This window comes from Caulobacter sp. FV2ps19, from assembly GCF_058681035.1.
In genome coordinates, this window is record NZ_CM178729.1 from 2,667,616 (window position 1) to 2,693,824 (window position 26,209).

Annotated in this window: 22 protein-coding genes, 1 tRNA gene and 1 pseudogene; 15 read left to right on the forward strand and 9 right to left on the reverse strand. The window is 67.3% G+C overall.

Going from position 1 to position 26,209, the window contains the following annotated elements; all coding sequences use genetic code 11:
- The first annotated feature begins 16 nt into the window (after positions 1-16).
- Positions 17-484, forward strand: coding sequence for a peptidylprolyl isomerase (locus tag ACW18B_RS12600; protein ID WP_492047390.1), 468 nt, complete (start codon positions 17-19; stop codon positions 482-484).
- Positions 485-647: 163 nt separating this feature from the next.
- Here the strand turns inward: ACW18B_RS12600 and ACW18B_RS12605 are convergent.
- Positions 648-755, reverse strand: a pseudogene (locus tag ACW18B_RS12605) (hypothetical protein); the annotation flags it as partial.
- A 315-nt stretch (positions 756-1,070) separates the two neighbouring features.
- Between ACW18B_RS12605 and ACW18B_RS12610 the strand changes: the two are divergent.
- Entirely contained in the window at positions 1,071-1,475 is a 405-nt protein-coding gene (locus ACW18B_RS12610; RefSeq protein ID WP_492047391.1) for a hypothetical protein, read from the forward strand.
- 97 nt (positions 1,476-1,572) lie between these two features.
- Here the strand turns inward: ACW18B_RS12610 and ACW18B_RS12615 are convergent, their stop codons facing one another.
- Both ACW18B_RS12615 and ACW18B_RS12620 read right to left on the reverse strand, forming a co-directional pair.
- Positions 1,573-2,556: an endonuclease/exonuclease/phosphatase family protein gene (locus ACW18B_RS12615; protein WP_492047392.1), complete on the reverse strand. Its 984-nt coding sequence runs from the start codon at positions 2,554-2,556 to the stop codon at positions 1,573-1,575.
- 39 nt (positions 2,557-2,595) lie between these two features.
- Positions 2,596-3,204: a hypothetical protein gene (locus ACW18B_RS12620; RefSeq protein WP_492047393.1), complete on the reverse strand. Its 609-nt coding sequence runs from the start codon at positions 3,202-3,204 to the stop codon at positions 2,596-2,598.
- A gap of 125 nt (positions 3,205-3,329) precedes the next feature.
- Between ACW18B_RS12620 and queA the strand changes: the two genes are divergently transcribed.
- The gene (queA, locus tag ACW18B_RS12625) at positions 3,330-4,418 is read left to right on the forward strand and encodes a tRNA preQ1(34) S-adenosylmethionine ribosyltransferase-isomerase QueA (protein ID WP_492047394.1); all 1,089 of its coding nucleotides are present in this window, start codon (positions 3,330-3,332) and stop codon (positions 4,416-4,418) included.
- 2 nt (positions 4,419-4,420) lie between these two features.
- Positions 4,421-5,533 (forward strand): tRNA guanosine(34) transglycosylase Tgt, encoded by a 1,113-nt coding sequence (tgt, locus tag ACW18B_RS12630; RefSeq protein WP_492047395.1) that lies wholly within the window; start codon positions 4,421-4,423, stop codon positions 5,531-5,533.
- Here the strand turns inward: tgt and ACW18B_RS12635 are convergent.
- Positions 5,526-6,170, reverse strand: a complete 645-nt coding sequence (locus ACW18B_RS12635; RefSeq protein WP_492047396.1) for a hypothetical protein — start codon at positions 6,168-6,170, stop codon at positions 5,526-5,528. The genes tgt and ACW18B_RS12635 overlap by 8 nt on opposite strands.
- A 124-nt stretch (positions 6,171-6,294) precedes the next feature.
- Here ACW18B_RS12635 and ACW18B_RS12640 point away from each other — a divergent pair.
- Positions 6,295-6,369, forward strand: a tRNA-Lys gene (locus tag ACW18B_RS12640).
- Positions 6,370-6,498: 129 nt separating this feature from the next.
- On the opposite strand, the gene ACW18B_RS12645 is transcribed toward ACW18B_RS12640, so the two are convergent.
- Positions 6,499-6,627: a hypothetical protein gene (locus ACW18B_RS12645; RefSeq protein WP_492047397.1), complete on the reverse strand. Its 129-nt coding sequence runs from the start codon at positions 6,625-6,627 to the stop codon at positions 6,499-6,501.
- 244 nt (positions 6,628-6,871) lie between these two features.
- On the opposite strand from ACW18B_RS12645, the gene cysT reads away from it, so the two are divergent.
- Genes cysT through ACW18B_RS12660 form a run of 3 tightly spaced genes read left to right on the forward strand, consistent with a single transcriptional unit; the run spans position 6,872 to position 9,641 of the window.
- A complete protein-coding gene (cysT, locus tag ACW18B_RS12650) occupies positions 6,872-7,759 on the forward strand; it encodes a sulfate ABC transporter permease subunit CysT (protein ID WP_492047398.1) in 888 nt (295 codons plus the stop codon).
- Entirely contained in the window at positions 7,759-8,604 is an 846-nt protein-coding gene (gene cysW / locus ACW18B_RS12655) for a sulfate ABC transporter permease subunit CysW (RefSeq protein ID WP_492047399.1), read from the forward strand. Before cysT ends, cysW begins: the two co-directional genes overlap by 1 nt.
- A gap of 17 nt (positions 8,605-8,621) precedes the next feature.
- Positions 8,622-9,641: a sulfate/molybdate ABC transporter ATP-binding protein gene (locus ACW18B_RS12660; protein WP_492047400.1), complete on the forward strand. Its 1,020-nt coding sequence runs from the start codon at positions 8,622-8,624 to the stop codon at positions 9,639-9,641.
- 178 nt (positions 9,642-9,819) lie between these two features.
- Here the strand turns inward: ACW18B_RS12660 and ACW18B_RS12665 are convergent, their stop codons facing one another.
- The 3 genes from ACW18B_RS12665 to ACW18B_RS12675 all read right to left on the reverse strand — a co-directional run bounded on the left by ACW18B_RS12665 (position 9,820) and on the right by ACW18B_RS12675 (position 13,369).
- Entirely contained in the window at positions 9,820-10,806 is a 987-nt protein-coding gene (locus tag ACW18B_RS12665) for a transglutaminase family protein (RefSeq protein ID WP_492047401.1), read from the reverse strand.
- 73 nt (positions 10,807-10,879) lie between these two features.
- Positions 10,880-11,821: an alpha-E domain-containing protein gene (locus ACW18B_RS12670; protein WP_492047402.1), complete on the reverse strand. Its 942-nt coding sequence runs from the start codon at positions 11,819-11,821 to the stop codon at positions 10,880-10,882.
- Between the two features lie 72 nt (positions 11,822-11,893).
- The gene (locus tag ACW18B_RS12675; RefSeq protein ID WP_492051704.1) at positions 11,894-13,369 is read right to left on the reverse strand and encodes a circularly permuted type 2 ATP-grasp protein; all 1,476 of its coding nucleotides are present in this window, start codon (positions 13,367-13,369) and stop codon (positions 11,894-11,896) included.
- Positions 13,370-13,726: 357 nt separating this feature from the next.
- Here ACW18B_RS12675 and ACW18B_RS12680 point away from each other — a divergent pair, with 357 nt between their 5' ends.
- From ACW18B_RS12680 to ACW18B_RS12710, 7 genes are all read left to right on the forward strand, one after another.
- Complete coding sequence (locus ACW18B_RS12680; RefSeq protein WP_492047403.1) at positions 13,727-15,448, forward strand: autotransporter assembly complex protein TamA; 1,722 nt, start codon at positions 13,727-13,729, stop codon at positions 15,446-15,448.
- Positions 15,449-15,543: 95 nt separating this feature from the next.
- Positions 15,544-19,626, forward strand: a complete 4,083-nt coding sequence (locus ACW18B_RS12685; protein WP_492047404.1) for a translocation/assembly module TamB domain-containing protein — start codon at positions 15,544-15,546, stop codon at positions 19,624-19,626.
- Positions 19,627-19,727: 101 nt separating this feature from the next.
- Positions 19,728-20,984 carry a hydrolase gene (locus tag ACW18B_RS12690; protein WP_492051706.1) on the forward strand — a complete coding sequence of 419 codons (1,257 nt, stop codon included), beginning with the start codon at positions 19,728-19,730 and terminating at the stop codon, positions 20,982-20,984.
- A complete protein-coding gene (locus ACW18B_RS12695; protein WP_492047405.1) occupies positions 20,984-21,988 on the forward strand; it encodes an arginine N-succinyltransferase in 1,005 nt (334 codons plus the stop codon). Before ACW18B_RS12690 ends, ACW18B_RS12695 begins: the two co-directional genes overlap by 1 nt.
- On the forward strand, positions 21,985-23,439 hold the full coding sequence (gene astD, locus ACW18B_RS12700; RefSeq protein WP_492047406.1) for a succinylglutamate-semialdehyde dehydrogenase: 1,455 nt from the start codon (positions 21,985-21,987) through the stop codon (positions 23,437-23,439). Before ACW18B_RS12695 ends, astD begins: the two co-directional genes overlap by 4 nt.
- A complete protein-coding gene (astB, locus tag ACW18B_RS12705; RefSeq protein WP_492047407.1) occupies positions 23,436-24,776 on the forward strand; it encodes an N-succinylarginine dihydrolase in 1,341 nt (446 codons plus the stop codon). Before astD ends, astB begins: the two co-directional genes overlap by 4 nt.
- On the forward strand, positions 24,773-25,279 hold the full coding sequence (locus ACW18B_RS12710) for a GNAT family N-acetyltransferase (RefSeq protein WP_492047408.1): 507 nt from the start codon (positions 24,773-24,775) through the stop codon (positions 25,277-25,279). Before astB ends, ACW18B_RS12710 begins: the two co-directional genes overlap by 4 nt.
- On the opposite strand, the gene ACW18B_RS12715 is transcribed toward ACW18B_RS12710, so the two are convergent.
- Positions 25,276-26,130, reverse strand: coding sequence for a LytTR family DNA-binding domain-containing protein (locus ACW18B_RS12715; protein ID WP_492047409.1), 855 nt, complete (start codon positions 26,128-26,130; stop codon positions 25,276-25,278). The two genes, ACW18B_RS12710 and ACW18B_RS12715, sit on opposite strands and share 4 nt — an antisense overlap.
- Positions 26,131-26,209 lie beyond the last annotated feature (79 nt).

Genomic DNA, 26,209 nt, shown 5'->3' on the forward strand with positions numbered 1-26,209 from the left:
ACATCAAGGGATGACCATGTCGGCCGACCTCGAAAACACCCTGATCCTGACGCTCGAGAGCGGTCCGGTCACGATCCAGCTGCGCCCCGACCTGGCCCCCGGCCACGTTGAGCGCATCAAGGAACTGGTCCGCGAGGGCTTTTACGACGGCGTGGTCTTCCACCGCGTGATTCCGGGCTTCATGGCCCAGGGCGGCGACCCCAGCGGCACCGGCCGCGGCGGTTCTGACAAGCCGGACATCAAGGCCGAGTTCTCCGAGGAGCCGCACGTGCGCGGCGTCTGCTCGATGGCGCGTACGCCTGATCCCAACTCTGCCAACAGCCAGTTCTTCATCGTTTTCGATGAAGCCACCTTCCTTGACGGCCAATACACGGTCTGGGGCAAGGTGACCGAAGGCATGGATCACGTCGACGCCCTGCCCAAGGGCGAGCCGCCGCGCGAGCCGGGCAAGATCCTCAGCGCCAAGATCGCCGCCGACGCCTGATCCGGCCTCTGCTGAACACCAAGACGGCCCCGGAGCGATCCGGGGCCGTTCTTCGTTTGGGGTTGGCCACCGACCGTCGAGGCGGAGATGTGTCGGCGGCCGCGTAGGTCTGCTGCCGGGCAGGGGAGTGATGGCAGGCTTCGAGCCTTTGCGGACTCCAATTCCCTCTTCCAAAGGGAGGGGGAGGGGCCCGCCGCGAAGCGGTGGGAGGGTGAGGGGTTACGAGGCTGGACGGCGTGCCGGCACTCCGTCTGACACTGTAACCCCTCACCCCAACCCTCTCCCTATGGGAGAGGGGGCATGTTCGCTCGCCACCCCGAACAGACGATGGGAAAGTCTGCTGTCGGGCGGTGAAGTCCAAGGTCCGCATTCCGGACGGGCGGCAATTTCCGTTCCCGACCCCAGTCAGACGTTCGCTTGGTCGGCTTGCGAAAGCCTAGAGACCGGTCGATTGTTGCGGGCTCACAGCCGTTGCAACTCTCGTAAGGCCTCCGTCATGCTTAGGCGCTCATTCCTGCTGACCAGCGTAGGCCTAATAGCTGCGTGCACACGCAGCGCCGAAACGACGCTGTCCGATGCGTCGATAATGCACAACTTCAACAAGCACCGTGAAGACTTCGCCCGCCTAGTTGATGTCGTGACCACGGAGCCTCAAGTCGCCTCGGTGGATATCGACGAGAACGGAAGCTATCGCATTTCCCCCGGCGGCTTGCCGCCAGCCAAGATCGAACAAGTGGTCACTGGAGCGCGCGCGCTCGGAGTGTTGCATGTGGGGGTGCCGCCATTTGAAACGGGCACCCGAAGTGTTCAATTTCTTTTGTCCGCTGCCGGTCTATCGGTCTCAGGCACCGCAAAGTCTCTAATTTACTCGGAAGGTCCCATGGAGGGCGAGGCAGTCGCGGACACAGACACACCGCGCCCCACATCGGGCCTACAGGTTATTCATCGGAAGATAGCCGAGCACTGGTACATTCTGAAGGTCAGCAACTAGCCTTCACCTTGTTTGAGAGGCCGGGAGGTAATGTCGACTCCCCCCCCCTTCCCAGACCTTCGGAATGTCTGCTGTCGGGCCGGGGCGACCACAGCCCCTAGGGCTGACGCCGCAGCATTACGACGACCGGCCGGTGGTCCGAGCCCAGCGGCGGACCGCGCGTGACGCTGACGGTCTTCCAGGCCTTGCCGGCATAGACTTGATCGATCGGCAGGAACGGGGCGGGCGCATTGGCGACCCGTGAGAACTTGCCGGACGGCCAGGTGGCCAGGGCGTGGGTGCGGCGATCCAGGCCAAAGGCCTTGTCCTGTCGTTTCATCGTGAACGACCAGGGCGTGGAGTTGAAATCGCCGGTGACGATGGTGGTCGTCTTGTCGAACCGCGCGATCGCGTCGGTCATCCGACGGCTCTGCTGCTGCTGCGGGCCGGCGGGCATGGGCCAGACATAGTGGACGCCGGCCACGGTGAAGGCGCCCTTGGGATCGGCGAACGTCGCCCAGGCGCCCGGCAGTTCGCGACCTTCGTCATAGAAGCCCCCGCGGGCGATCATGCGTTTCTTGCTGAAGACCCAGGTGTCACAGGCCTTCTTGCCGGCGCAGGACACCGAGAAGGGGTAGAAGGCCTTCAGCGCCTTGACCACCGGCGTGGACATGCCGCCGCCCTCGACCAGAACCACGACGTCGGCGTCCTGTTGGAGCAGCCAGCGCCGGGCTTTGTCGGGCGTTCTGTTGTCGTGCCAGACATTGAACTGAATGATCTTCAGGTCGCCGGGCCGCGCCGCCAGGCGCTTGGCGCCGGCCGCCGCCAACAGATCTGGCCCCATCAGCACGCAGCAGGCCAGAACCCCAACCAGGCCCAGGCCCATCATGGCCTTGCGCTCGTCATTGCGCGCGAAGACATAGCCCATGACCACGGCGACGACGCCCATGGCCAGCCACAACGGGGCGAAATGGGTCAGGGCGTCCAGCTTGTCGCTGAACACGCCGCCAAGGCAGGCCACAGCGAAGGTGGCTCCGACGAGACCGAACATCAGCGCGGTGCCGCGGAACATCAGACTCAAGAGGCGCAGCAGCAGATCCATGGTCTGCCCATAGCACAGCCACGCGCGTCGGCGATGACTTCAGTCGCCGGCAAAGTAGATGAAGCTGATGTTGCGTATGCGCTCGGCGCCGACCTGCAGGCCGCCGCTCAGCACGGTTCGGGCGCCGCCGTTGGGGCCCTCGGTCTTGGCCGCCTTCAGCGCGGCCAGATCGAGGCCCCCCGAGAACAGCACCTCGCCGACGCGCGGGTCCGTCGCATGGAAGGTGACCTGGCCGGCGCCGACCCTGTAGCGGTCGGGCAGCAGGCGAAAGCCGGACGTATGGTAGACCTGACCCAGTTCGTTTTCGGCCGTCGGGCTGGTGACGTCCTCGAATTCCAGGAAGAACGGTCCGAAATTGGCGGGGCGCTTGCCGTCTTCCCACGACGCGAAGTCGCTGGGCGAACCCATGTTCACCGATTTGAGCTTCCAGTTCCCGGACTGCACGGGCGTCTCGGTGAAATAATAGCCGAACACGTCAAGCTTTGGATCGTGCTGGAAATTGGCGGCCGACGGGTCGGCTTTGACCGTCGGGGCCGGCGCGGCGGCGCTCGGAGCCTGGGTCTGGGCCGGCGTTTGGGTGGCGGGCTTGTCGTCGCAGCCTGCGAGCAGCAAGGGCAGCAGCGCCGCCAGGGCGGACAGGCGTTTCATGTCGGTTTCCCCCGAAAGTGTTGTTCTGGACCGGAGACTGGCGGCGCTTCGTGACGCTTGTCCATGACGCTCGCCTCTCGGCCGATCTTGACCTGCGGGCCGCGCCGTGTCCTTGAAGCCGCCCCATGCGCCTGTCCGACTTCGATTTCGTCCTTCCCGAGGACAATATTGCCCTGCGTCCGGCCGAGCCGCGCGATTCCGCGCGCCTGCTGGTCGTGCGACCGGGCCACGACCTGGCCGACCATGTCGTGCGCGACCTGCCCGATTTCCTCCAGCCGGGCGACGCCCTGGTGTTCAACGACACGCGGGTGATCCCGGCGCGGCTGGCGGGGCTGCGTGAGGCGCGCGCCACCGGCGGCGGCGACGGCGCGCCGGTGCCGGTCGAGGCCACCCTGCATCGCCGCGTCGCGCCCGAGCGCTGGAAAGCCTTCATGCGTCCGGGCAAGCGGCTGAAGGTCGGCGACCGGGTGGCGTTCGGCTCCGATGAGCATCGCCTGGACGCCACGGTGCTGGAAAAGCACGACGGCGGCGAGGTGCTGCTGACTTTCGACCAGTCGGGACCCGACCTCGACCTCGGCGTCGCCCGCCACGGCGACATGCCGCTGCCGCCCTACATCGCCGCCAAGCGGGCCGAGGATGACCGCGATCGCGCCGACTATCAGACCGTCTATGCCCGCGAGGACGGCTCTGTCGCCGCGCCGACCGCCGGCCTGCACTTCACGCCCGACCTGCTGGAGCGGCTGAAGGCGAGGGGCGTTTCGCTGCACTTCGTGACCCTGCACGTGGGCGCCGGCACCTTCCTGCCGGTCAAGACCGACGAGGTTTCCGAGCACAGGATGCACGCCGAATATGGCGAGGTGACCGCGCAGATCGCCGACGCGCTGAACGCTGTCCGCGCGGCCGGCGGCCGCATCGTCTGCGTCGGCACCACGTCCTTGCGGCTGCTGGAAAGCGCCACGGGCGAAGACCGGGTGATCCGCCCGTTCGCCGACGAGACCGCCATCTTCATCACGCCCGGCTACCGCTTCCGCGCCGCCGACGTGCTGATGACCAATTTCCACCTGCCCAAATCGACCCTGTTCATGCTGGTCAGCGCCTTCGCCGGTCAGAAGACGATGCGCGACGCCTATGAGCGGGCCATCGCCACGGGCTATCGCTTCTATTCCTATGGCGACAGTTCGCTGCTGTTCCCCGCCGATCCTGACGAGACCTGAGCATGGCGTTCCCCTTCGAGATCTCCGCCACCGACGGCAAGGCGCGCACCGGGGTGCTGAAGACCCCGCGTGGCGACATCCGCACCCCGGCCTTCATGCCCGTGGGCACGGCCGGCACGGTCAAGGCCCTGACCGTCGACCAGGTCAAGGACACCGGCGCCGACATCATCCTGGGCAACACCTATCACCTTATGCTGCGCCCCACGGCCGAGCGGGTGAAGCGTCTGGGCGGGCTGCACAGGTTCATGCGCTGGGACAAGCCGATCCTGACCGACAGCGGCGGCTTCCAGGTGATGAGCCTGTCGGGGATCAGCAAGGTCACCGAGGAGGCCGTCACCTTCGCCAGCCACATCGATGGCTCCAAGCATGTGCTGAGCCCCGAGCGGTCGATGGAGATCCAGGCCGACCTGCTGGGCAGTGACATCGTCATGCAGCTGGACGAATGCGTCGCCTGGCCGGCCGAGGAGAAGCGAGCCCGCGAGGGTATGGAGCTGTCGGCGCGCTGGGGGATCCGCTCCAAGGCCGCGTTCGGGACGCGCGACAGCCAGGTGCTGTTTGGCATCCAGCAGGGCTCGACCTTCGAAAACCTGCGCCGCGAGTCCTCGCAGCGTCTGCAGGACATCGGTTTCGACGGCTACGCCATCGGCGGCCTGGCGGTGGGCGAGGGGCATGAGGCGATGTGCGAGGTGCTGGACTATGCCCCCGGCCTGCTCCCCGAAGACAAGCCGCGCTATCTGATGGGCGTGGGCAAGCCGATCGACCTGGTCGAGGCGGTGGCGCGCGGCGTCGACATGTTCGACTGCGTGCTGCCCACCCGTTCTGGCCGGCATGGCCAGGCCTGGACCTGGGATGGGCCGATCAATCTGAAGAACGCCCGGTTCGCCGAGGACGATACGCCGCTGGACGCCGCCAGCGACTGCCCGGCCAGCCGCGACTATTCGAAGGCCTATCTGCGTCACCTGTTCAAGGCCGAGGAGATCCTGGGCCAGGTGCTGCTGTCCTGGCACAACATCGCCTTCTTCCAGGCCCTGACGGCGGCCATGCGCACGGCCATCGCCGAGGGCCGGTTCGAGGCCTTCCGCCGCGACTTCGCGGCGCGCCACGGCGCTAGTTGATCGGGAAACGCGGCTTGAGCCCGGAGCCGGGCGCGACCGGCGGCGGCATGCCGGGCTCGACGACGGGCGGCGGCGCAGGCGGCAGATGCTGCGGCGTGGCGGGCGGGTTGCAGCCCCGAGCCTCGCCCAGCCCCTTCAGATAGGCGCGGCGCACATTGCCCGAGGTGATGGCGCTCTGCACCAGACGGTCGTGACGCTCGGCGCCGCTCAGCTTGCGCACCCAGCCGCGCATCGGGATCATGTCCTGTGCCGCGCTGGCGACCGCCCCCAGGGCGGCGGACCCGGCCGCCTTGCGTCCCCGGTCCATCAGATCTTCGTTCTCTTCCGGCGGATGCTGGTCCAGATCCTGACCCAGGGCGGCGTCCAGGGGGGTGACCAGGTTGATGAGGGTGGCGCAGCTGGCCCGGGCCGGGCGGGCATAGGGATCGGCCATCGCCTCGATCAGCACCGGCGGAATCTTTGTTCGGACAATATTGACGTCGCGGAGCGGCGCGCTCACGGCGCCTGAAAGGCCGTCCCGATTGGCGTCCGATGTGGTCTGGATCTTCGAATCATCTGGCGGCGACTGCTGGGCAAACACCGGCGCGCTGGCCAGCGAAGCAGGAAAAACCACGGCCGTGAGCAACAGTTTACGCATGAGCCGACCATAACGCGCTCGCCCGGCCGTCGTCATCTGAAACAAGGGCGAAAGCCCGCTTGCGGCGACGGCGCCCCCCGACTATGTTCCGCGCCGCTTCCACCGGCCTCGCCGCGTCGTGAGCGGGCCGGTAGCTCAGTGGTAGAGCATTCGACTTTTAATCGAATGGTCGAGGGTTCGAACCCCTCCCGGCCTACCAAACCCACCTCCGATTTTCGGGTGGGTTTGGTCCAAGCGGAGGACGGCGAAGCCGGGTGCCCCTGAGCTGTTCGCCATTTCCTGAGCGCAGATGTTACGGGCGGGTTCTGAAGGCCCAGGCCTGCGCATTTCACTCCCAGGTGTCGCGTCGCCCGTTGTGCGCGCCCCGTCGCAGCCAGCGTCTGACGTGCGGCTCCAGGGAGGGCCACGCCAGCAGCAGCACGAAGGCGAGAACGACGGGGATTGCGAATGTAAGCATCAATGACCTTCCTTGCCCCTGTCTCGCGCCCGCAGGTGGCCAAGGTGTGACCAAGCGGGTGTTCAACCATCCGCCGGACTTTGGCGCATGAGTTTTTCTGAGGGGCTCGGCGGAGAATTCTCAATTGACCCCACCAGCGCGGTGGGGATTTAAACGGGCCTAGATTTATGCCGCTTGGAACCTGGTCACGGGCGACGAGTGTTTCACGCCCGGACTTCGCCGGACCCAGGACGACGATCAGATCATGACCGCCGAAACCGCCGCCGCGATCCGCCGTGATCCCCGAGCCTTGGGTCCCGTGGCCAAGAGGCCGATGTTCCGGCGCCGGTCGGCGATCCCGGGCTTTACCCTGACCCTGGGCGTGACCCTGACGATCCTGTCGCTGGTCGTGCTGATCCCGTTGTCGGCCGTGGCCCTGAAGGCCGCCGAGCTGTCGCCCGCCCAGTTCGCGGCCGCCGCCTTTTCCGAGCGCGCCCTGGCGGCCTATCGCCTGACCTTCGGCGCCGCCCTGGTGGCCGCCGCGATAAACGGGGTGTTCGGCGTGCTGACCGCCTGGGCGCTGGTGCGCTACGACTTTCCGGGCAAGACCCTGGTCAACGCCCTGGTCGACCTGCCGTTCGCCCTGCCTACCGCGGTGGCGGGCATCGCCCTGGCCACGCTCTACTCGCCCAATGGCTGGGTGGGGCAATATCTGACGCCGCTGGGAATCAAGGCCGCCTACAACCCGATCGGCGTCACCATCGCCCTGATCTTCATCGGCCTGCCGTTCGTGGTCCGCACCGTAGAACCCGTGCTGCGCGACCTTTCTGATGATGTCGAGGAAGCCGCCGCCAGCCTGGGGGCCGGGCGCTTGTCGACCATCGCCCGCATCGTCCTGCCGGCCCTGGGCCCCTCGTGGCTGACCGGCTTCGCCCTGGCCTTCGCCCGGGGCGTGGGCGAGTACGGCTCGGTGATCTTCATCGCCGGCAACATGCCCTACAAGTCCGAGATCGCGCCGCTGCTGATCATCATCCAGCTGGAGCAGTTCGACTATGCCGCCGCCGCGGCGATCGCCGTGGTCATGCTGGGGGCGTCGTTCCTGATGCTGCTGGTCATCAACGCCGTTCAGGCCTGGTCGAGAAGGTTCTCCTGATGGCCGCGCCGCGCCTGTCCACCGAGGATCCCGCCTGGGCCAAGGCCGTGATCATCACCCTGGTCCTGGGCTTTCTGGGGCTGGTTCTGGTCCTGCCGCTGGCCGCCGTGTTCGCCGAGGCCCTGCGCAAGGGCCTGCAACCGGTCCTGGCGGCGGTGTCGGACCCCGCCGCCGTCGCCGCCATGAAACTGACCCTGCTGACGGCCGCCATTTCCGTGCCGTTCAATGTTGTGTTTGGCCTGTGCGCCGCCTGGGCGGTGGCCAAGCACCATTTTCCGGGCAAGAGCCTGCTGATCACCCTGATCGACCTGCCGTTCTCGGTCTCGCCCGTGGTCGCGGGTCTGATCTATGTGCTGGTGTTCGGGCTGCAGGGCTGGTTTGGCGAGCATCTGCTGGATCACGACATCCGCGTCATCTTCGCCACGCCCGGCATCATCCTGGCGACGATCTTCGTCACCTTCCCCTTCATCGCCCGCGAACTGATCCCGCTGATGCAGGAGCAGGGCGTCAGCGAGGAGGAGGCGGCGGTGTCGATGGGCGCCTCGGGCCTGTACACCTTCTGGCGGGTGACCGCGCCCAATGTGCGCTGGGGCCTGCTGTACGGCGTGCTGCTGTGCAACGCCCGGGCCATGGGCGAGTTCGGGGCCGTGTCAGTGGTCAGCGGCCACATCCGAGGCCTGACCAACACCATGCCGCTGCACGTCGAGATCCTCTATAACGAATATGATTTCGTCGGAGCCTTCGCGGTCGCCGGTCTGCTTTGCCTGCTGGCGATCGTGACCCTCGTCCTGAAGACCGCGCTTGAAGTCGCCCAGCCCGGCTCGCGCCGGCGCGGCGGACACTGATCGGAACGCCAGACCTCATGACCATCTCCATCCGTTCCGTCGAAAAGAAGTTCGGTCGCTATCCGGCGCTGAACAAGATCGGCCTCGAGATCGCCGACGGCGAGCTTCTGGCCCTACTGGGGCCTTCGGGGTCGGGCAAGACCACCCTGCTGCGGGTCATCGCCGGGCTGGAGTTCCCTGACGCCGGCCAGGTGCTGTTCCACGACCAGGACGTCACCTTCGCCTCGGCCGCCGCGCGCCGCGTGGGGTTCGTCTTCCAGCAATATGCGCTGTTCAAGCATATGACCGTGGCCAAGAATATCGCCTTCGGCCTGGACGTCCGCAAAGGCAAGGACAAGCCTTCGCGGGCCGAGATCAATCGGCGGGTCGAGGAGCTGCTGCATCTGGTCGAGCTGGACGGTCTGGGCGGTCGCTATCCGTCGCAGCTGTCCGGCGGCCAGCGCCAGCGGGTGGCCCTGTCGCGCGCCCTGGCCGTTCAGCCCAGCGTGCTGCTGCTGGATGAGCCGTTCGGGGCGCTGGACGCCACCGTTCGCAAGTCGCTGCGCAAGGAACTGCGCCGGGTGCATGACGCCACCGGGGTGACGACCATCTTCGTGACCCACGACCAGGAAGAAGCTTTGGACCTGGCCGACCGCGTCGCCGTCCTCAATCAAGGTGTCATCGAGCAGATCGGCACGCCGGCCCAGGTGTTTGACACCCCGGTCTCGCCGTTCGTCTGCGGCTTCGTGGGCGAGGCGAACCGGTTCGAGGGCGTTGTGTCGGGCGGCCGGTTCTCGGCGGGGTCTGTCTTTCTGCCCGCCTCAGGCGTTCGCGACGGCCAGGCCGTGGGCTTTGTGAGGCCGCACGATCTGGTGCTGGACGCCCAAGGCTTCGAGGTGCGCGTCGAGCGGGTGCATGTGCAGGGGGCTTTGGCCGTGATCGACGGCCTGGCGACGGACGGCCGCCGGATCGACATCACCGTCTCCCGCGATCAGGCCGATCAGTTCACGGGGACCGTGCGGGTGTCGGCCCGCCGGGCGCACGTTTATCCGGGGTAGGGCGCCCAGAAGCGCAGTCCCTGACGTCCGCTTGGGTCCGAAGGCCGACAGGCCGTGCGTCCTTCGAGGCGCGCTCAGGAGCGCGCACCTCAGGATGAGGAATGCAAAACACGCGCCTCATCCTGAGGCGCCCGCGTAGCGGGCCTCGAAGGACGCAGGGCGTTCGACAGTCCGTCGATCACTGCTGTTGTTGTTGCTGCTGCTGGTGCAGGTCCTGCCGGACGGAGGCCGCGTCGCTTTGACGGCGACGGCCGCCGATGAAGGTGGGGCGGGCCATGCGCAGGAATTCCGGCTCGGCCAGGGCGGCGCGGGCCCGGCGGACCGATACGCCCACCGCCAGCTCGCTGTCGGAATCGCCCTTGTAGACACCGCGTGAGGGGGTGACGTCGGCATAGTCGCGGCCCACGGCCACGGCCACGTGCCGCTCGCCGGTCATCACGTTATTGGTCGGGTCGAAACCCACCCAGCGCAGGCTGGGCAGGAACACCTCGACCCAGGCATGGGTGGCGTCTGGATCGGAGCGGTCGCCGGCGTCACGATCGGTGAACAGGTAGCCGGACACATAGCGGGCCGGCACGCCCCACAGCCGGCACACCGCCAGCATGATGTGGGCGAAGTCCTGGCAGACCCCGCGACCGGCGCCGAGCGCCAGGTCGATTGGGCTGTCGGCGTCGGTCACCCCCGGCTGATACTCGAACGCCTGGTAGATGGTCTCGGATAGCACCCGCATCGCGGTCAGGGGATCGCGCCGACGCAGGTCGGCCAGATTATGCTCGTCGATGAAATTGGTCAGGGCGTCGGTCGTCTCGACAAAACCGTGCGGCCGCAGAAAGTCGAAACACTCACCGCGCACGAACTCGCTGCGCAGCCGGTCCCATTCGCCCATGTCCAGGGCGTCGGGCCGCTCGCCCGGCGCCTCGGTCTCGACGGCCGAACGGGCCAGGATGGTCAGCTTGTCGTGTGGGTGCGGCACATCGAAGTGATAGACGGCGTTACCGAAGCTGTCGGCGTAGGAGAACACCTGGGCCGCCGGATTGATCTCCAGCTCGAAACTGATCAGGCGCTGGCGGGCGGTCTTCTGGGGCTGCATCCACAGCTCCATCAGGCTTTCCCGGACCGGGCGCTCGTACTGGTATTGGGTGACGTGACGGATTTCGAGGAGCACGGGATAGAGTCCTTACTTGATCGCGTGACGGGCGCCGAAGCCGCTGACACTTTCGGCTGTCACGCTCACGGTCCTAGGCCGGAAGGCGCATTTCGAGCGGGTAGGCGACGAAGGTCTCGTAGATCGACTCGTGAATTCGCGCGCATTCATTGACGACGGTGGTCAGCAGGGCGCCGGCGCCCTGGGTTTCCAGCTCATTGATGTCGGCGAATTCCAGCCGGGCCTTCAGACGCCCGGCGATCCGTTCCGGTCCGGCGCCCTCGCTGCCGGCCCGACGCGCCAGGGCGCTGAGATTGGCCTCGATCTGCGAGGTGACGAAGCGGATCGAGCGGGGGAAGTCCTCGTCGAAGACCAGGAACTCCAGAATATGCCGGGGTTCGATCTCGGCGGTATAGACCCGCAGATAGGGCTCCAGAGCGCAGGCCATGCGCAGCAGGCTGACCAGGGCGATATGGTCGTTGATCTGCCGGCCTGGCGTCTCGGCGAAACAGACTTCCAGCAGGCGCGAGACCAGTTGGGCCCGTTCCAGATACATGCCCAGCATCATGAACCGCCAGCTTTCGCCATGGCTCATGGTGGTGTCGGCGGCGCCCTTGAACAGGTGCAGGTCGGCGATCACGTCGTGCAGAAAGGTGGTCGAGCCGTCGGCGAACTCCTCGCGGGCGTTCTCGTCGGTGACTTTCAGATAGAGCAGGTTCAGCCGCTCCCACGTCTCGGTGGTGATCTGGTCGCGCACCTGACGGGCGTTTTCCCGGGCCCGGGCCAGGGACGACACCACGGAATTGGCGTCCGAACGGTCAAGGACCAGGGCTTCGGCGGCCTCGAACGAGCCGACGGCGCTGCTCATCTCGGGCTCGCCGACAGCGGACAGGGCGATCCACACCGCCTGAACGCCGGCGTCGGTCTGATCCAGGGTGGCGTTCAGCATCACGCTGGACAGCCGCGAGAGGTGTTCGGCGCGTTCGATGTAACGGCCCAGCCAGTAGAGGCTGTCGGCGACCCGAGCGAGCATCATGCGAGCGACCCCTTATGGAGGGAATGAGCGAGCATCATGCGAGCGCCCCCCTATGGAAGGAATGAGCGAGCGTCATGGGCGCGCTCCTCCGCCGCCAGGGCCATTGGCGGGGCCTTCCTCGGCGAGCACCCAGGTGTCCTTGGAGCCGCCGCCCTGGCTGGAATTGACCACCAGGGATCCGCGCTTCAGCGCTACGCGGGTCAGGGCGCCGGGTGTGACCACGGTCTTTTCACCCGAGAGGATGAAGGGACGCAGGTCGACGTGGCGCGGTTCGATGCGTCCGTCGACCAGGCAGGGCGCGGTCGACAGCTGGATGGTGGGCTGGGCGATATAGTTGGCAGGGTCGGCCTTGATCGCGATGGCGAAGTCGTCGCGCTCTTTCTGGGTGGCGTGGGGGCCCACCAGCATGCCGTAGCCGCCCGAGGCGCCGACCGCCTTGACCACCAGCTTGTCGAGATTGGCCAGCACGTGGTTCAGCTGGGCCGGTTCGCGACAGAGGAAGGTCTCGATATTGGGCAAGATCGCGTCCTCGCCCAGATAGTAACGGATGATCTCCGGCACATAGGCGTAGACGGCCTTGTCGTCGGCCACGCCTGTGCCCGGCGCGTTGCACATCACCACATTGCCGGCGCGATAGGCGTTGAACAGACCTGCTGCGCCCAGCGACGAGTCGCGGCGGAAGGTGAGGGGGTCGATGAAGTCGTCGTCGACCCGGCGATAGATCACATCCACCCGGCGGATGCCGGTGGTGGTGCGCATATAGACCATGTTGTCATGGACCACGAGATCGCGGCCCTCGACCAGGGGCACGCCCATCAGCCGCGCCAGATAGGCGTGCTCGTAATAGGCCGAGTTGTAGACGCCCGGGGTCAGGACCACGACCTGGGGATTGGGCCGCCATTCGGGGCTCATGCTTTTCAGGGTCGACAGCAACAGGTCGGGATAGCGCTCGACGGGCCGCACGCCGGCGGCGCGATAGGTGCCCGGAAAGGTGCGCTTGGCCGCGTCGCGATTGGCCAGCATGTAGGACACGCCCGACGGCACCCGCAGATTGTCTTCCAGCACCGCGAACTGGCCGTCCTGGCAGCGGATCAGGTCGCTGCCGCAGACATTGGCATAGGCCTTGTGAGGCACATACAGGTGCTGCATTTCGCGGCGATAGGACGGCGCGCCCAGCACCAGTTCGCGCGGCACGACCCCGTCCATCAGGATCTGCTGGTCGCCATAGATGTCGGCGAGGAAGAGATTGAGCGCCAGCAGTCGCTGGATCAGGCCCGCCTCGATCTGGGCCCATTCCTGGGCGGGAATGATGCGCGGAAAAAGGTCGGTCGGAATGATCCGCTCGGTCGTGTTCTCGCCGCCGTACACCGTGAAGGTGATGCCCTGCAGCAGGAACGACCGTTCCAGCGTCCGTTGCCGGCTGGCCAGATCGTCGCCGCCCAGCGTCGACATGCGGGCATGCAGCGGATCATAGTGGGCGCGCACCGCGCCGCCTGGCGCGAACATCTCGTCATAGGCGACGCCTGGCAGATAGGCGGCCTCTGTCATGGGCAGGGTCGGGGTCTGAAGAGTCTTGATGTTCGCCGCCACGCTTTTGTCCACGTCTGTTCGCCTTGGGTGTGTCGAGTTCGACGCGCCGTCCCCAACTCTAGAACGTCACGGCCCTCGACGTTGACGATTTTCGCCGCCGCCGCGTCATTGCGCAGGACTGCTTAGCATTTGGGCGCCGTTTGTTGGGGGAGGGAAGCCGCGGTTGTCCGCCACCGTTGCATTTCCGATCGTGACAGCGGCAAGACCGACGACTACAGGGGGAGTGGGGGCGCTTCGCGCGGGGAATACGGTTTGGTGCGTAGACGACTAGTCCTCGGAATCGCGACAATGGCGGCGCTGTCTGCTGGCTCAGCCATGGCGGACGAGCCGTCAGCGACGATTTCCGGGGTCGACGACAAGGCGTTGCGCGAGGCTATTCAACGCGTTCTCACCCAGTCCAAGGCCTTGCCGGAGAGCCGCGCCGAAGCGCGTCGCCGCGCGCGGACCGCTGGCGATGACGTCGTCGCCGTACTTCGCGCCGAGGGCTACTACGCCTATTCCGTCGAACCCGACATCAGCGAGGGCGATCCGCCACAGGCCGAGGTCAAGGTGACGCCAGGGCCCGTGTTCGTCCTGGCCGATCCCAAGATCGTCTGGCGCGGCGTCAAGCCTGACAACAACGTCATTCAATGGGCCAGCTCGGCCATGCAGCTGACCCCCGGCGAGCCTGGGCGCGCTGCTGATATTGTGGGCGCCGAGGGGCGGGTGATCGCCCGGATCGGGCAGTTGGGCTATGCGGACGCCTCGGCTGACCCGCGCGAGGTCATTGTGGATCACGCCGACCACACGGTGCGGCCCACCTTCAATATCGTGGCGGGCGACCTGACCCGGCTGGATGGCATCGAGGTTGTCACCAAGGGCCGCAGCAATCCGGCCTGGGTCAATCACCTGGCGCCCTGGAAGCCCGGGGACGTCTACAATCCCGAAATCGTCGCCGAGCTGGAGCGTCGCCTGCGCGACACCCAGGTCTACGATTCCATCTCGGTGTCGTTGTCGCCGCGCGACAAGATCCGGGCCGACGGTCTGCGACCGATCATCGTCAGTCTGACCGACCGGCCGTCGCGCACCGTCGAGCTAAGCGCCGGCTATTCGACCAGCGAGGGCCCCGGCGTCGACGCGCGATGGATCCGCTACAATCGCCTGCGCCGCGCCGACACCACCACCTATACAGCGCGACTGGCCAAGCTGGAGCAGCGGCTGGGCGGCGAGGTTGCTCTGCCGCACTGGCGCAAGCCCCAGCAGAGCCTGAAACTGAACGGCGCGGTCTTTCGCGAAACGACGGACGCCTATGACGAAACGGGCGCGACGATCAGCGCCGACATTACCCGGCGCCGCAAGGCCACCTCCTACCGCACCTACGGCGTCGCCCTGGACCTCTCACAGTCGCTGCAACTGGCGTCGACCACCGGAACCTCGGTCCAGGAGACCTTGAATCTAGCCATCGTCACGGGCCTTGGCGCCTTCGCCAAGGATCAGTCCGACAGCATCCTGAATCCAACACGCGGCTGGCGCTTCGAAGCCCGGGTCGAGCCGACGGGGATCGTGGGCGACACCACCCTGGCCTATCTGCGGACCCAGGCCCAGGGATCGGCCTATCTGCCGTTCGGCGAAAACGCCAAGACCGTGCTGGCCGGGCGGCTCAAACTGGGCGCCATCTTCGGGGGTCTGATTTCAGAGGTGCCGGCGTCTCGTCGGTTCTATTCTGGCGGTGGCGGTTCGGTGCGCGGTTACGCCTACCAGGCCATCGGTCCGCGACTGTCCGACAATACGCCCCAGGGCGGTGTGTCCCTGGTGGAGACCTCCTTCGAGGTTCGCCATCGCTTCACCGAGCGGTGGGGCGGTGTGGCCTTTCTGGACGGCGGCGCCATCGGTCCCGAGCGAACGCCCGATCCCCAGGACTTCCGCTTCGGCGCGGGTTTGGGTGTGCGCTACGATCTCGGCTTTGGCCCTATCCGCGCCGACATCGCTATTCCCTTGGGCAAGCGTTCGGGTGATCCGGCCTTTCAGATCTATATCAGCATCGGGCAGAGCTTTTGACCGGCGCGCCTGGGCATCCCGAGACGCCTGCGACGGACCAGGCGGTCACCGCCGCCGTTGCGGGCGCCAAGCGACTCGGCTGGCGCGGCGGGTTGATGATCGCTGCGCTGGCGCTGGTGGCCGTCGTCACCGTGTCCCTCGGCGGGCTGCGCTATGCGCCGATCACGCCACAGGGCCGAATGTTCCTGGAGGCCCGGCTTGACGGGTTGAAGCTGGGCCGCATCGGCAAACTCAAGATCGAAGGCCTGTCGGGGGACATCTGGAAGGATTTCGCGGTCAAACGTCTCACCATCGTCGACGAGAAGGGCGTTTGGCTGGAAGCGCATGATATCCAGGTCGCCTGGAAGCCGGCTGAACTCCTTGAGCGGCGTTTTCACGCCACGCGGATCGACGCCCGCGAGTTGATCCTGCTGCGCCGGCCCAGCTTGACGCCGAAGGGCGACAAGTCCTCGGCGGCGCCGGTTTCGGTGGATCTGGACTCTGTCGCCCTGAGATTGATCACCCGGCCCGCCTTCAGTGGTTCGGCGGGGGATTTTGATGTTTCCGGCGACTTCGAGATGGCGCGAGGCGGCGGCAAGACCGGAAAGATCGCTGTGGCCAGCCGGCTGCACCGGGGCGACCATCTCACGCTGGATTTCGATTTTGGACGCAATGACAGCCTTCGGCTGAACGCGGACGCCGTTGAGGCCAATGGCGGCGCGATCGCCGGCGCGATCGGCCTGCCCGTCGACAGGCCTTTCGCCCTGAAAGCCAAGGCCAGCGGAACCATGAACCGCGGTGCGTTCGAGATGATTGCGCGAACCGGAAATCAGACCCCGCTCGACACCACGGGCGCCTGGACGCCAGAGGGCGGGTCGGCGCGGGGGCGGATTGACCTCGGCGCGTCCCGATATACCCAGCGACTGCAGTCGATGTTCGGTCCTGAGGCGGCCTTCACGCTGGAGGGCCGCAAAACGTCGGGTGGGCTTTTTGATCTGACGACGCATATCCGCGCCGAGAACCTGACCTTGGACTCACGCGGCCTGGCCGATATCGGCAAGAAGAAGACCGGACCCGACGGCTTGCCGTTCACGGCGCGTATTGGATCCTTGAAAAAGATCGTCTCGATCCCGGAGATGGGGACGGGGCTGGTCAAGGGCGTTTTCCGGCTGGAGCCCGGCGGCTTCTCGGTGGAGGGCGACGTCGACGTCGCCGACCTGTCGCTGCTGGGCTACCGCCTGGCGCGGGCCAAGGGGCCGGCTCTGGTGCGCTGGTCGAAGGGCGAACTGACGATCAAGGCCCAGGCGGCCGGGACGGGCGGCGGCGGGGAGGGCTTGCCGGCCCCATTGGGCGCTTCACCGGAGGCGACGTTTGAGGGCGTGCGGCTGAAGGGCGGCCAGTTCCTGATCCGGTCCGCAAAGATCACCGCGCCCAATCTGGTGGTGACAGGCGAGGGGCAGCGCGGAATTCTGGGCGGTCTCAGCTTCAAGGGCGACGCGCGCGTCGCCAGCCTGGCCCCCATTCGGGCCGGGGCCCAGGGCAAACTGATCGCCCGCTGGTCGGCCAGCAGTCCCAGAGGCAAGCCCTGGGACTTCACGCTCGACGCCAGGGGCGAGGATTTCGCGACGGGGCTGGGCGAACTTGACCGGTTGCTGGGCCGGACGCCGCGGCTGACGGGCAAGGGCGGCTGGAACGACGGGACGTTGTCGATCTCCAACGCCAAGCTTGAGGGCGCGGCGGTCGAGTTTCGAACCTCTGGCCAGATGCCGCGTGGCGGCGGCCTGGACTTCAAGCTTGATTGGACCGCCACGGGACCGTTCCGCGCGGGACCTGTCGAGGTCACGGGCACGGCCAAGGGCGACGGCGCGATCACAGGAACGCTGTCGGCGCCGAAGGCGGATCTGATGGCGAACTTCGACTCGATCGATGTGCCGAAGCTGCCCCTGACCAAGGCCCAACTGCATCTGACCTTTGCGCGGACGGCGAATGGCGCCGATGGCGTGGCGCGATTGACGGGCCAAAGCGCCTATGGCCCGGCCAGGGCGGGCGCGGCCTTCCGCTTCGCGTCTGACGGGCTTGATCTGAGCGATCTGGATGTCGATGCCGGCGGGGCCAAGGCGACGGGTTCCGTTGCTCTGCGCGGTCTTCGCCCCACGTCGGCGGATCTGAGGGTCGACGTGCGGTCTGGCGCCTTCCTGCCGCGGGGACGGGTGTCGGGATCGGCTCGGATTGTCGACGCGCCGGGCGGCGGTCGGGCGAGCCTGGATCTGACGGCCGAGGAGATCAGCAACGGGTCCTGGACCCTGCGCTCGGCGCGGATCAAGGCCGACGGCCCGCTGGCCAAGCTGCCCCTGACCTTCGACGCCCAGGGTTTGGCGCCGGCCGGCCGCTGGCGCCTTTCGGGTTCCGGCGCCTTGGCCCAAACTGCCGATGACTACGCCTTGTCGCTGGACGCCGCCGGACGTCTGGGACGCACCGAGATCAAGACCCGCGAGACGGCGAGCTTCCGTTTCGGTGGCGCGGTGATGGCCACACGGCTGCGCCTGCTGACCGGGGAGGGGCAAGCCGATCTTGACGCCAACCTCGGCGGCGAAAGCGTCAGTCTGAACGCCCGCCTGGCGGGCGTCAGCCTCACGGCCTTTGATCCGGATCTGGCGGGGGACATTGACGGCGCCTTTGACCTGCACGGCCAGGGCGACACCCTGATGGGCGATTTTTCGGCCAAGCTGACCGGCGCGCGGGAACGCGGTTCCAAGATCGAACAATCGCTGGATGCGCAAATCAGCGGCGCGTTGCGCGACCAGGTCCTGACCATCACCGCCGAGGGCGCGAACCGCCGTGGGCTGAAGTCTGAGGCGCGCCTGACCTTGCCCGCCGTGGCGTCAGCCAAACCGCTTCACCTGGCGATCGACCGCACGCGGCCAATGAAGGGGACTTTCCTGGCCCAGGGTGAGATCAAGCCGCTGTGGGATCTGCTGATGGGACCGGAACGGTCGTTGTCGGGCAAGATCGACGCTGAGGGCACGCTGGCGGGCACCCTGGCCGATCCGCGCATCGTGGGGCGCGCGTCGCTTGACGAGGGCGGATTTGAAGAAGGCCAGACCGGTCTGCGCCTTCGCAACATCACCTTGCGCATGTCCCTGGCTGACAATGCCATCGATGTCAGCCAGGCCACGGCGGAGGACGGCTTGGGCGGCGCCCTGACGGGCGATGGCCGCATCAGTCTCAACCGCGACGGCGTGAGCGGCTTCAAGCTGAACCTGAAGGGGTTCCAGCTGATCAATAACGACATGGCGACGGCGTCGGCGACAGGGCAGGCGACGGTCAATCGATCCGCCGATGGACAGGTCAAGCTCAGCGGGGCGCTGACGATTGATCGCGCCGATGTCTCCGCCCAGAGCAAGACCCCGTCGGGGGTCGTCAATATGGATGTTATTGAGCGCAATCGCCCTGCCGATCTCGACCAGGGTGTGCAGCCGCGTCGGGCCAGCCCCGGCGGCGGAATCGCCCTTGATATTGACCTGAAGGCGCCGCGCCGGGTCTTCGTTAGAGGGCGCGGCCTGGACGTCGAGCTGTCGCTCGACGCGCATGTGGGCGGCACGTCGTTCTCACCCCGCCTGGACGGTGTGGCGCGGATGGTGCGCGGCGAATACGACTTCGCCGGCAAACGGTTCGAATTCGATGACAATGGCGTGGTCACCCTGTCGACCCAGCTTGACCACATCCGCCTGAACCTCAGCGCGCGCCGTGAGGACACAAACCTGACCGCCGTCGTCAAGATTCAGGGCACGGCCGCCAAGCCCGAGATCACCCTGACCTCGACGCCGGAACTGCCCAGCGACGAGGTGCTCAGCCAGGTGTTGTTCGGCGCGTCGGCCGCGCAGCTGTCGCCGATCGAGGCCGCGCAACTGGCCTCCGCCCTGGCGGCCCTGGCCGGCGGCGGCGGCTTTGACGTGATCGGCAATCTGCGCAGCTTTGCCCGGCTTGACCGTTTGTCCTTCGCCGAGAGCGCCGCAGGCGTGACGGTCGCGGGCGGCAAATACCTCACGGACGACGTCTATCTGGAACTCATCGGCGGCGGTCGCGAGGGGCCCGAGGCTCAGGTCGAGTGGCGCATCCGCCGTCGCCTGTCGCTGGTGTCCCGGATCGGCGGCCAGGGCGACGCAAAGCTTTCGGTTCGCTGGCGAAAGGACTATTAGAGAGCAAGGCTGTTGCGCGGGCGCCTCGTCACCTCGTCAGAGGAAGCACGTTTTACCCGCGGCCCTTGGTTTAGTCTGACTGAGGGAGGAACGGCATGTCTATGCGACTCAATGATCAGGATCGCACTGTCCTGGATCGACTGGCGGGCGAAGGCGCGTCGATCATCGATCGGGCGGTGGCGTGGTGCGCGATCAATTCCGGCAGTCGGCACCTGGCGGGGCTGGAGCGTCAGAGGCAGGTTCTGCTCGATGCGGTCTCGGTGTTGCCGGCGGCGGCGACCGAGATGCCACTGACGGCCTCCGAAGAGATCGGCAGCGACGGCCGCGTCGGCGAGCAGCAACATCCATCGGCCATCGCCGTGGTCGTACGCCCCGAAGCGCCGCTGCAGGTCGTGCTGACGGGCCACTACGACACGGTCTATCCCGAAACCAGCACCTTCCAGTCCATGAAGACGCGCCCCGATGGCGCGCTGCATGGGCCCGGCATCGCCGATATGAAGGGCGGGATCAGCGTCATGCTGGCGGCGCTGGAAGCTTTTGAACGGCATCCGGACGCCGCCAAGGTGGGCTACCGCGTGCTGCTGTCGCCGGATGAGGAGATCGGCTCGATCGCTTCGGGCCCCATCCTCGCCGACTTCGCGAGACAGGGCCATGTCGGCCTGACCTATGAACCGGCCCTGGCCGATGGGGCGCTGGCCTCGTCGCGCAAGGGGTCGGGCAATTTCCATATTGTGGTGCACGGCCAGGCCGCCCATGCCGGCCGCGACTTCGCGGCCGGGCGCAATGCGGTGATCGGCGCGGCGCGGATCGCTGAGGCGCTGCATGGCCTCAACGGTCAGCGCGACGGCGTGACGGTGAATGTCGCCCGCATCGACGGCGGCGCGCCCTTGAACACTGTGCCGGATGTCGCGATCGCCCGCTTCAATGTGCGGTTCCTGGACGCCGAGTCCGCCGTCTGGTTCGAGGCCCAGGTCGCCCGGATCGTCGCCGAACCCCGCGAGGGTCTGCATGTTCACCTGCACGGCCTGATCACCCGCCCGGCCAAACCGTTCAACGCCGCCCAGCAGAAGCTGTTTGGGGCGGTCAAGGCGGCGGGCGCTCTGCTGGGGCAGGACATTGCCTGGAAGCCGTCCGGCGGGGTCTGCGAGGGCAATAACCTGTTCGCGTCCGGCCTGCCCAATGTCGACACCCTGGGGGTGCGGGGCGGCGACATCCACAGTGACGCCGAGCACGCCTTTCCGGAAAGCTTTGTCGAGCGCGCCCAGCTCTCGGCCCTGATCCTGATGAAACTGGCCAGCGGCGAGATCGACGGACGGTCGATCCGCGCGGCCATGAACCCCCAAGGGGAGATTATCTGATGCTTGTTGTCCGTCCTGCCGGCCCATCTGACTTCGACGCCCTGATGGAACTGGCGGTCCTGTCTGGCCGTGGCTTCACCAGCCTGCCCGAGGATGAGCAGACCCTGCGTGAGCGGCTGGCCCTGTCGGAGAACAGCTTTCAGGCCGACGTGGCGGCGCCTGAGGCCTGGTACACCCTGATGCTGGAAGACCTGGAGGACGCCGATGTGATCGGCGTCGCCGGAGTGAAGGCGGGGGTGGGGCTCAAGCGGCCCCACTTCTCGTTCCGGGTCGTCACCCTGGCCCAGTCGTCGCCGACCCTGGCCAAGCGCTTCGATCACCGGGCCCTGGTGCTGGTCAATGAGTGCGCCGGCTGGTCGGAGGTGGGGTCGCTGTTCCTCAAGCCCGAGAGGCGCAAGGGCGGGGCGGGGCGCCTCTTGGCCCAGTCGCGCTACATGCTGATCGGCCTGGAGCCGCAGCGCTTCGCCGAGATGGTTCTGGCCGAGCTGCGGGGCTGGTTCGACGAGGACGGTGGCTGTCCGTTCTGGGATCACGTGGCCAACAAGTTCTTCCGCCTGGAGTTCGACGAGGCCGACATGATGAGCGCCTCGACCGACGGCCAGTTCATCCTCGACCTTGCCCCGCGCCATCCGATCTATGCCGAGCTGCTGCCCAAGGAGGCGCGCGATGTTCTGGGCCGGGTACACCGCGAGGGCGAGGCGGCGCGGGCCATGCTGGAGACAGAGGGTTTCCGCTATCAGGGCCTGATCGACATCTTCGACGCCGGCCCCACCGTCGCGGCGCGGCGGGACGACATCAAGACCGTGCGCGACGCGCGGCGACTGCGCCTGAAGATCGGCGAGGACGCCTATGGCGAGGAGGCGTTGGTCTCGACGGGCGACATCGGCAAGTTCCGCGCCGTGCGCGCGCCGGTGTTGATCGATGGCGAAACGGCGATCCTGGGGCGCGACGCCGCCCAGGCGCTGCGACTTTCCGAGGGCGACATGGTGCGGGTGAAGGCATGAGCGGCGGGGTGTTTATCGACGGCGTCTGGCGCTCGGGCGCGGGCGCGGAAGCGGTCTCGATCGATCCGACCACGGGCGAGACGATCTGGCGGGAGGCCACGGCCTCGCAGACCGATGTCGCCGCCGCCGTGGCGGCCGCGCGGCGCGCCTTTCCGGCCTGGGCCGATCGCCCGCGTGACGAGCGGATCGCCATCCTGCGTCGCTACAAGGAGATCCTGGTCGAGCGCACCCCAGCCTTCGCCGAAGCCCTGAGCCGCGAGACGGGCAAGGCGCTGTGGGAGACCAAGGCTGAACTCGGCTCGATGGCCGGCAAGGTGGATCTGTCGATCAAGGCCTATGACGAGCGCACAGGCGGCGTCGACAACGCCATGCCGTTCGGCCGCGCCGTCCTGCGTCACCGCGCCCATGGCGTGATGGCGGTGCTGGGACCGTTCAACTTCCCGGGTCACCTGCCCAACGGTCATATCGTGCCGGCCCTGCTGGCGGGCGACACCGTCGTCTTCAAGCCCTCCGAAGAGACGCCGCTGGCCGGTCAGATGCTGGTCGAGGCGCTGGAGGCGGCGGGGGTTCCGGCCGGGGTGATCAACCTGGTTCAGGGCGGTCGCGAGACCGGTCAGGCCCTGATCGCCGAAGAGATCGACGGTCTGCTCTTCACCGGCTCGGCCCAGGCCGGCGCCTTCTTTCGCCGCTATTTCGCCGATCGACCCGACGTGATCCTGGCGCTGGAACTGGGCGGCAACAATCCGCTGGTGGTCTGGGACGCAGGCGACGCCGAGGCCGTCGCGGCCCTGGTCGTGCAGTCGGCTTTCATCACCACCGGTCAGCGCTGTTCGTGCGCGCGGCGGCTGATTGTGTCGGACGACGCGGCGGGCAGGGCGGTGATCGAGGCGGTTGCGGCCCTGTCGGACCGGCTGACCGCCGGCGCCTGGAACGGTCCGAGCGAACCGTTCATGGGCCCGCTGATCTCGGCCCGCGCCGCGGCGATGGCCAGGGCCGGCGCCGAGGCGCTGGGTGGCCAACCGATCCGGACCCTGGGCGCCGTCGACGGCCTGAGCGACGCTTTCGTGTCGCCTGGATTCGTGGATGTCACCGGCGTCGAGGTCGCGGACGAGGAGCTGTTCGCGCCCCTGCTGCAGGTCCGTCGCGTCGCCAGTTTCGATGAAGCGATCGTCGCGGCCAACGCCACGCGCTACGGCTTGTCGGCGGGACTTATCTCAAATCAATCAGAACTTTGGGACAAGTTCCTCAACCGCATTCGCGCCGGCGTGGTCAACTGGAACCGGCCCACCACCGGGGCTGCCGGCAGCATGCCGTTCGGCGGGCTGGGCGCGTCGGGCAATCACCGGCCCAGCGCCTACTACGCCGCCGACTATTGCGCCTATCCGGTGGCCAGTTTCGAGGCTGATGCGGTGCTTGATACCCTGAAGGATATCAAGGGACTGCGCGCATGACCTCAGCGTTGGAGGCCAATTGCGACGGCCTGGTCGGCCCGACCCATTCCTATGTCGGTCTGTCGCCGGGCAACCTGGCCAGCCAGAAGAACGCCGGCGAGGTCTCCAACCCGCGCGGCGCAGCGCTGGAAGGCCTGGCGAAGATGCGCCAGCTGGCCGACTGGGGCATCCCGCAGTTCGCCCTGCCGCCGCATGAGCGGCCGGACGTAAGCCTGCTGAAAGCGTTGGGTTTTTCGGGCTCTGATGGCGCGGTGCTTGAGCGCGCCTGGAAAGATGCGCCGGCCCTGGCCGCCGCCGTCTGTTCCGCCTCGCCCATGTGGGCCGCCAACGCCGCGACGGTGACGCCCAGCGCTGACAGCGCCGATGGCCGCGTGCACTTCACCCCCGCCAATCTGCTGACCAATCTGCATCGCAGCCTGGAAGGCCCGCAGACGACCCGCAGCCTGCGCCGGCTGTTCCCGGATGAGGCGCGGTTCGCGGTCCATGACCCGCTGCCGTCCCAGCCGCACTTCGCCGACGAGGGTGCGGCCAACCATGTGCGCCTCTGCGCCGAGCATGGCGCGCCGGGGGTCAATCTGTTCGTCTGGGGCCGCGAAGCCTGGGAGCACTGGGATGGCCGCTTTCCCGCCCGCCAGACCCGCGAGGCCTTCGAGGCTGTGGAGCGTCGACACGGCGCGGCTCGGGCGGTCTTTCCGCGTCAGGGCAAGGCGGCGATCGATGGCGGGGCCTTCCACAACGACGTGGTCTGCGTCGGAACGCGCGAGTGCCTGTTCTTCCACGAGCGGGCCTTCGAGGATCGCGATGCCATGACGGCGTCGGTCCGCGCGGCGGCCGAGGGTTTGTTCGAGCCGGCCTTTGTCGAGGTCGCCGAAGCCGACCTGCCGATGGCCGATCTGGTGGCCAGCTATCTGTTCAATTCGCAGCTGCTCGTGGTTCCCGGCGAGGATCGTCTGGTGCTGCTGGCCCCGGCTGAGACCCGGGACAATCCTCGCGCCCATGCTGTGGCCCAGAGCCTGACCGCCTCCAACGGCCCGATCGGACGGGTCGAGTATGTCGATGTCCGCCAGAGCATGCGCAACGGCGGCGGCCCGGCCTGTCTGAGGTTGCGCGTGGTGCTGACGCCCGAGGAGTTGGCGGCGACCAATCCGGCCCAGCGGTTCGATGCGGCCCTGCAGGCGCGCCTGGGCGACTGGATCACGCGGCGCTATCGCGACCGCCTGGCGCCGGCCGATCTGACCGATCCCGCCCTGCTGATCGAAACCCGTGAGGCCCTTGATGAGCTGACCGGCATCCTTGGTCTCGGCGCCGACTTCTATCCGTTCCAGAGGGTCGGGTGAGCGAGGGCGTTTCGATCCGGCTGGCGGCGCGGGACGACATCCAGCCTATCCTGGATCTGCATCGCGCCGCCGCCGTCACACCCGGCGGTCTGGCGCGGGCGCCCGACGAGATCTCGCGCAGCTATGTTGAACAGGCGATCGGCGGCGCGGGGGCGGTGAGCTTCGTGGCGGTGGGCTCTGACGGCGGGATCTGGGGCGAGATCCATGGTCGCCGCGAAGGCGTGGCCCTGTTCGCGCATGTTCTGTCGAGTCTGACCGTCGCGGTGCATCCCGATCGTCAGGGTCTTGGGATCGGGTCGATGCTGTTCGAGGCGCTGATCGCGCACGCTCGGGCGATGCAGCCCCCCATCCTGCGCATCGAGCTGGCGGCGGGCGCGGGCAATCCTGGCGCGGTTCGGCTCTATGAGCGCCTGGGCTTCCAACACGAAGGCCGGCAGATTGCGCGCGGGCGCTATCCGGACGGTCACTTCGAGGACGACATCCTGATGGGCATGCTGCTCTAGCCGCGCAGAGCAGTGAGGGCCTCGGGGAAGCGGCGCGACAGCGGCGCTTCCAGTTCGCCCAGCTCGACGGCGTAGTCGCCAGAACCCTCGGGGCGCAGGCCGGTCACCCGCGCCGAATTGACCAGCCATGAGCGATGGGTGCGCACCAGCCCCATCGGCGCCAGGTCCTTTTCCAGCGCGGCCAGGGACGAGCGCATCAGCAGCTTGCGGCCGTCGGCCAGGGTGAATTCGGCATAGTTGCCGGCCGCCGTGACGGCCAGGATCTCGACGACCGGCACGCGGGTCAGGCGGCCGCCGTCCTGGATGTCGAACACCGCCGGGGCCGCCGCTGCGGGGACCGCGACCGCCGCCGACTGACCGCTGTGGCGCAGGGCCAGATGGAAGATGATCGAGGCCAGGCCATAGGCCAGCAGGTCCTTGCGGAACTCGTACGGGAATTCTCTGACCAGCGGCCCGAACACATAGGGCTCGTGAAACAGGGTCAGGTAGGCGAGCTTGCGGAGCGCCACGAAGCCGGTGACGTGCAGGATGGAATAGAGCAACGCCGCCGCGAGGTGGGCGGGCGCGGCGATCCACCATCGCGGCCTGGTCCGGATCATCCAGACGGCCATCGCCGCCGGAATCAGGAAGATGAAGATCGTGACGAGGGCGCTGCTGCTCTCCCAGATCGCCGGGGGCAGGGTTCCCAGATCGGGCTTGTCATGGCGGATGGTCAGGATGTTGACCACGCAAATGGCGCTGATCAGTCCAGCGCCCAGAAGCCAGGCGCGCAGGAGCCACAGACGCTCATCGCCGCACATCCCGAAAACCGCGCCGCTCGTCCCTGCGGGTTTTCCGCTCATCCCAGCCATAGGCCGCTCGTCCCCTTAGCCTTGGCTCGGTAGGGTTGTCTGCGCCAACAGCGACCCATCGTTTCTCGCCGTCGGATGC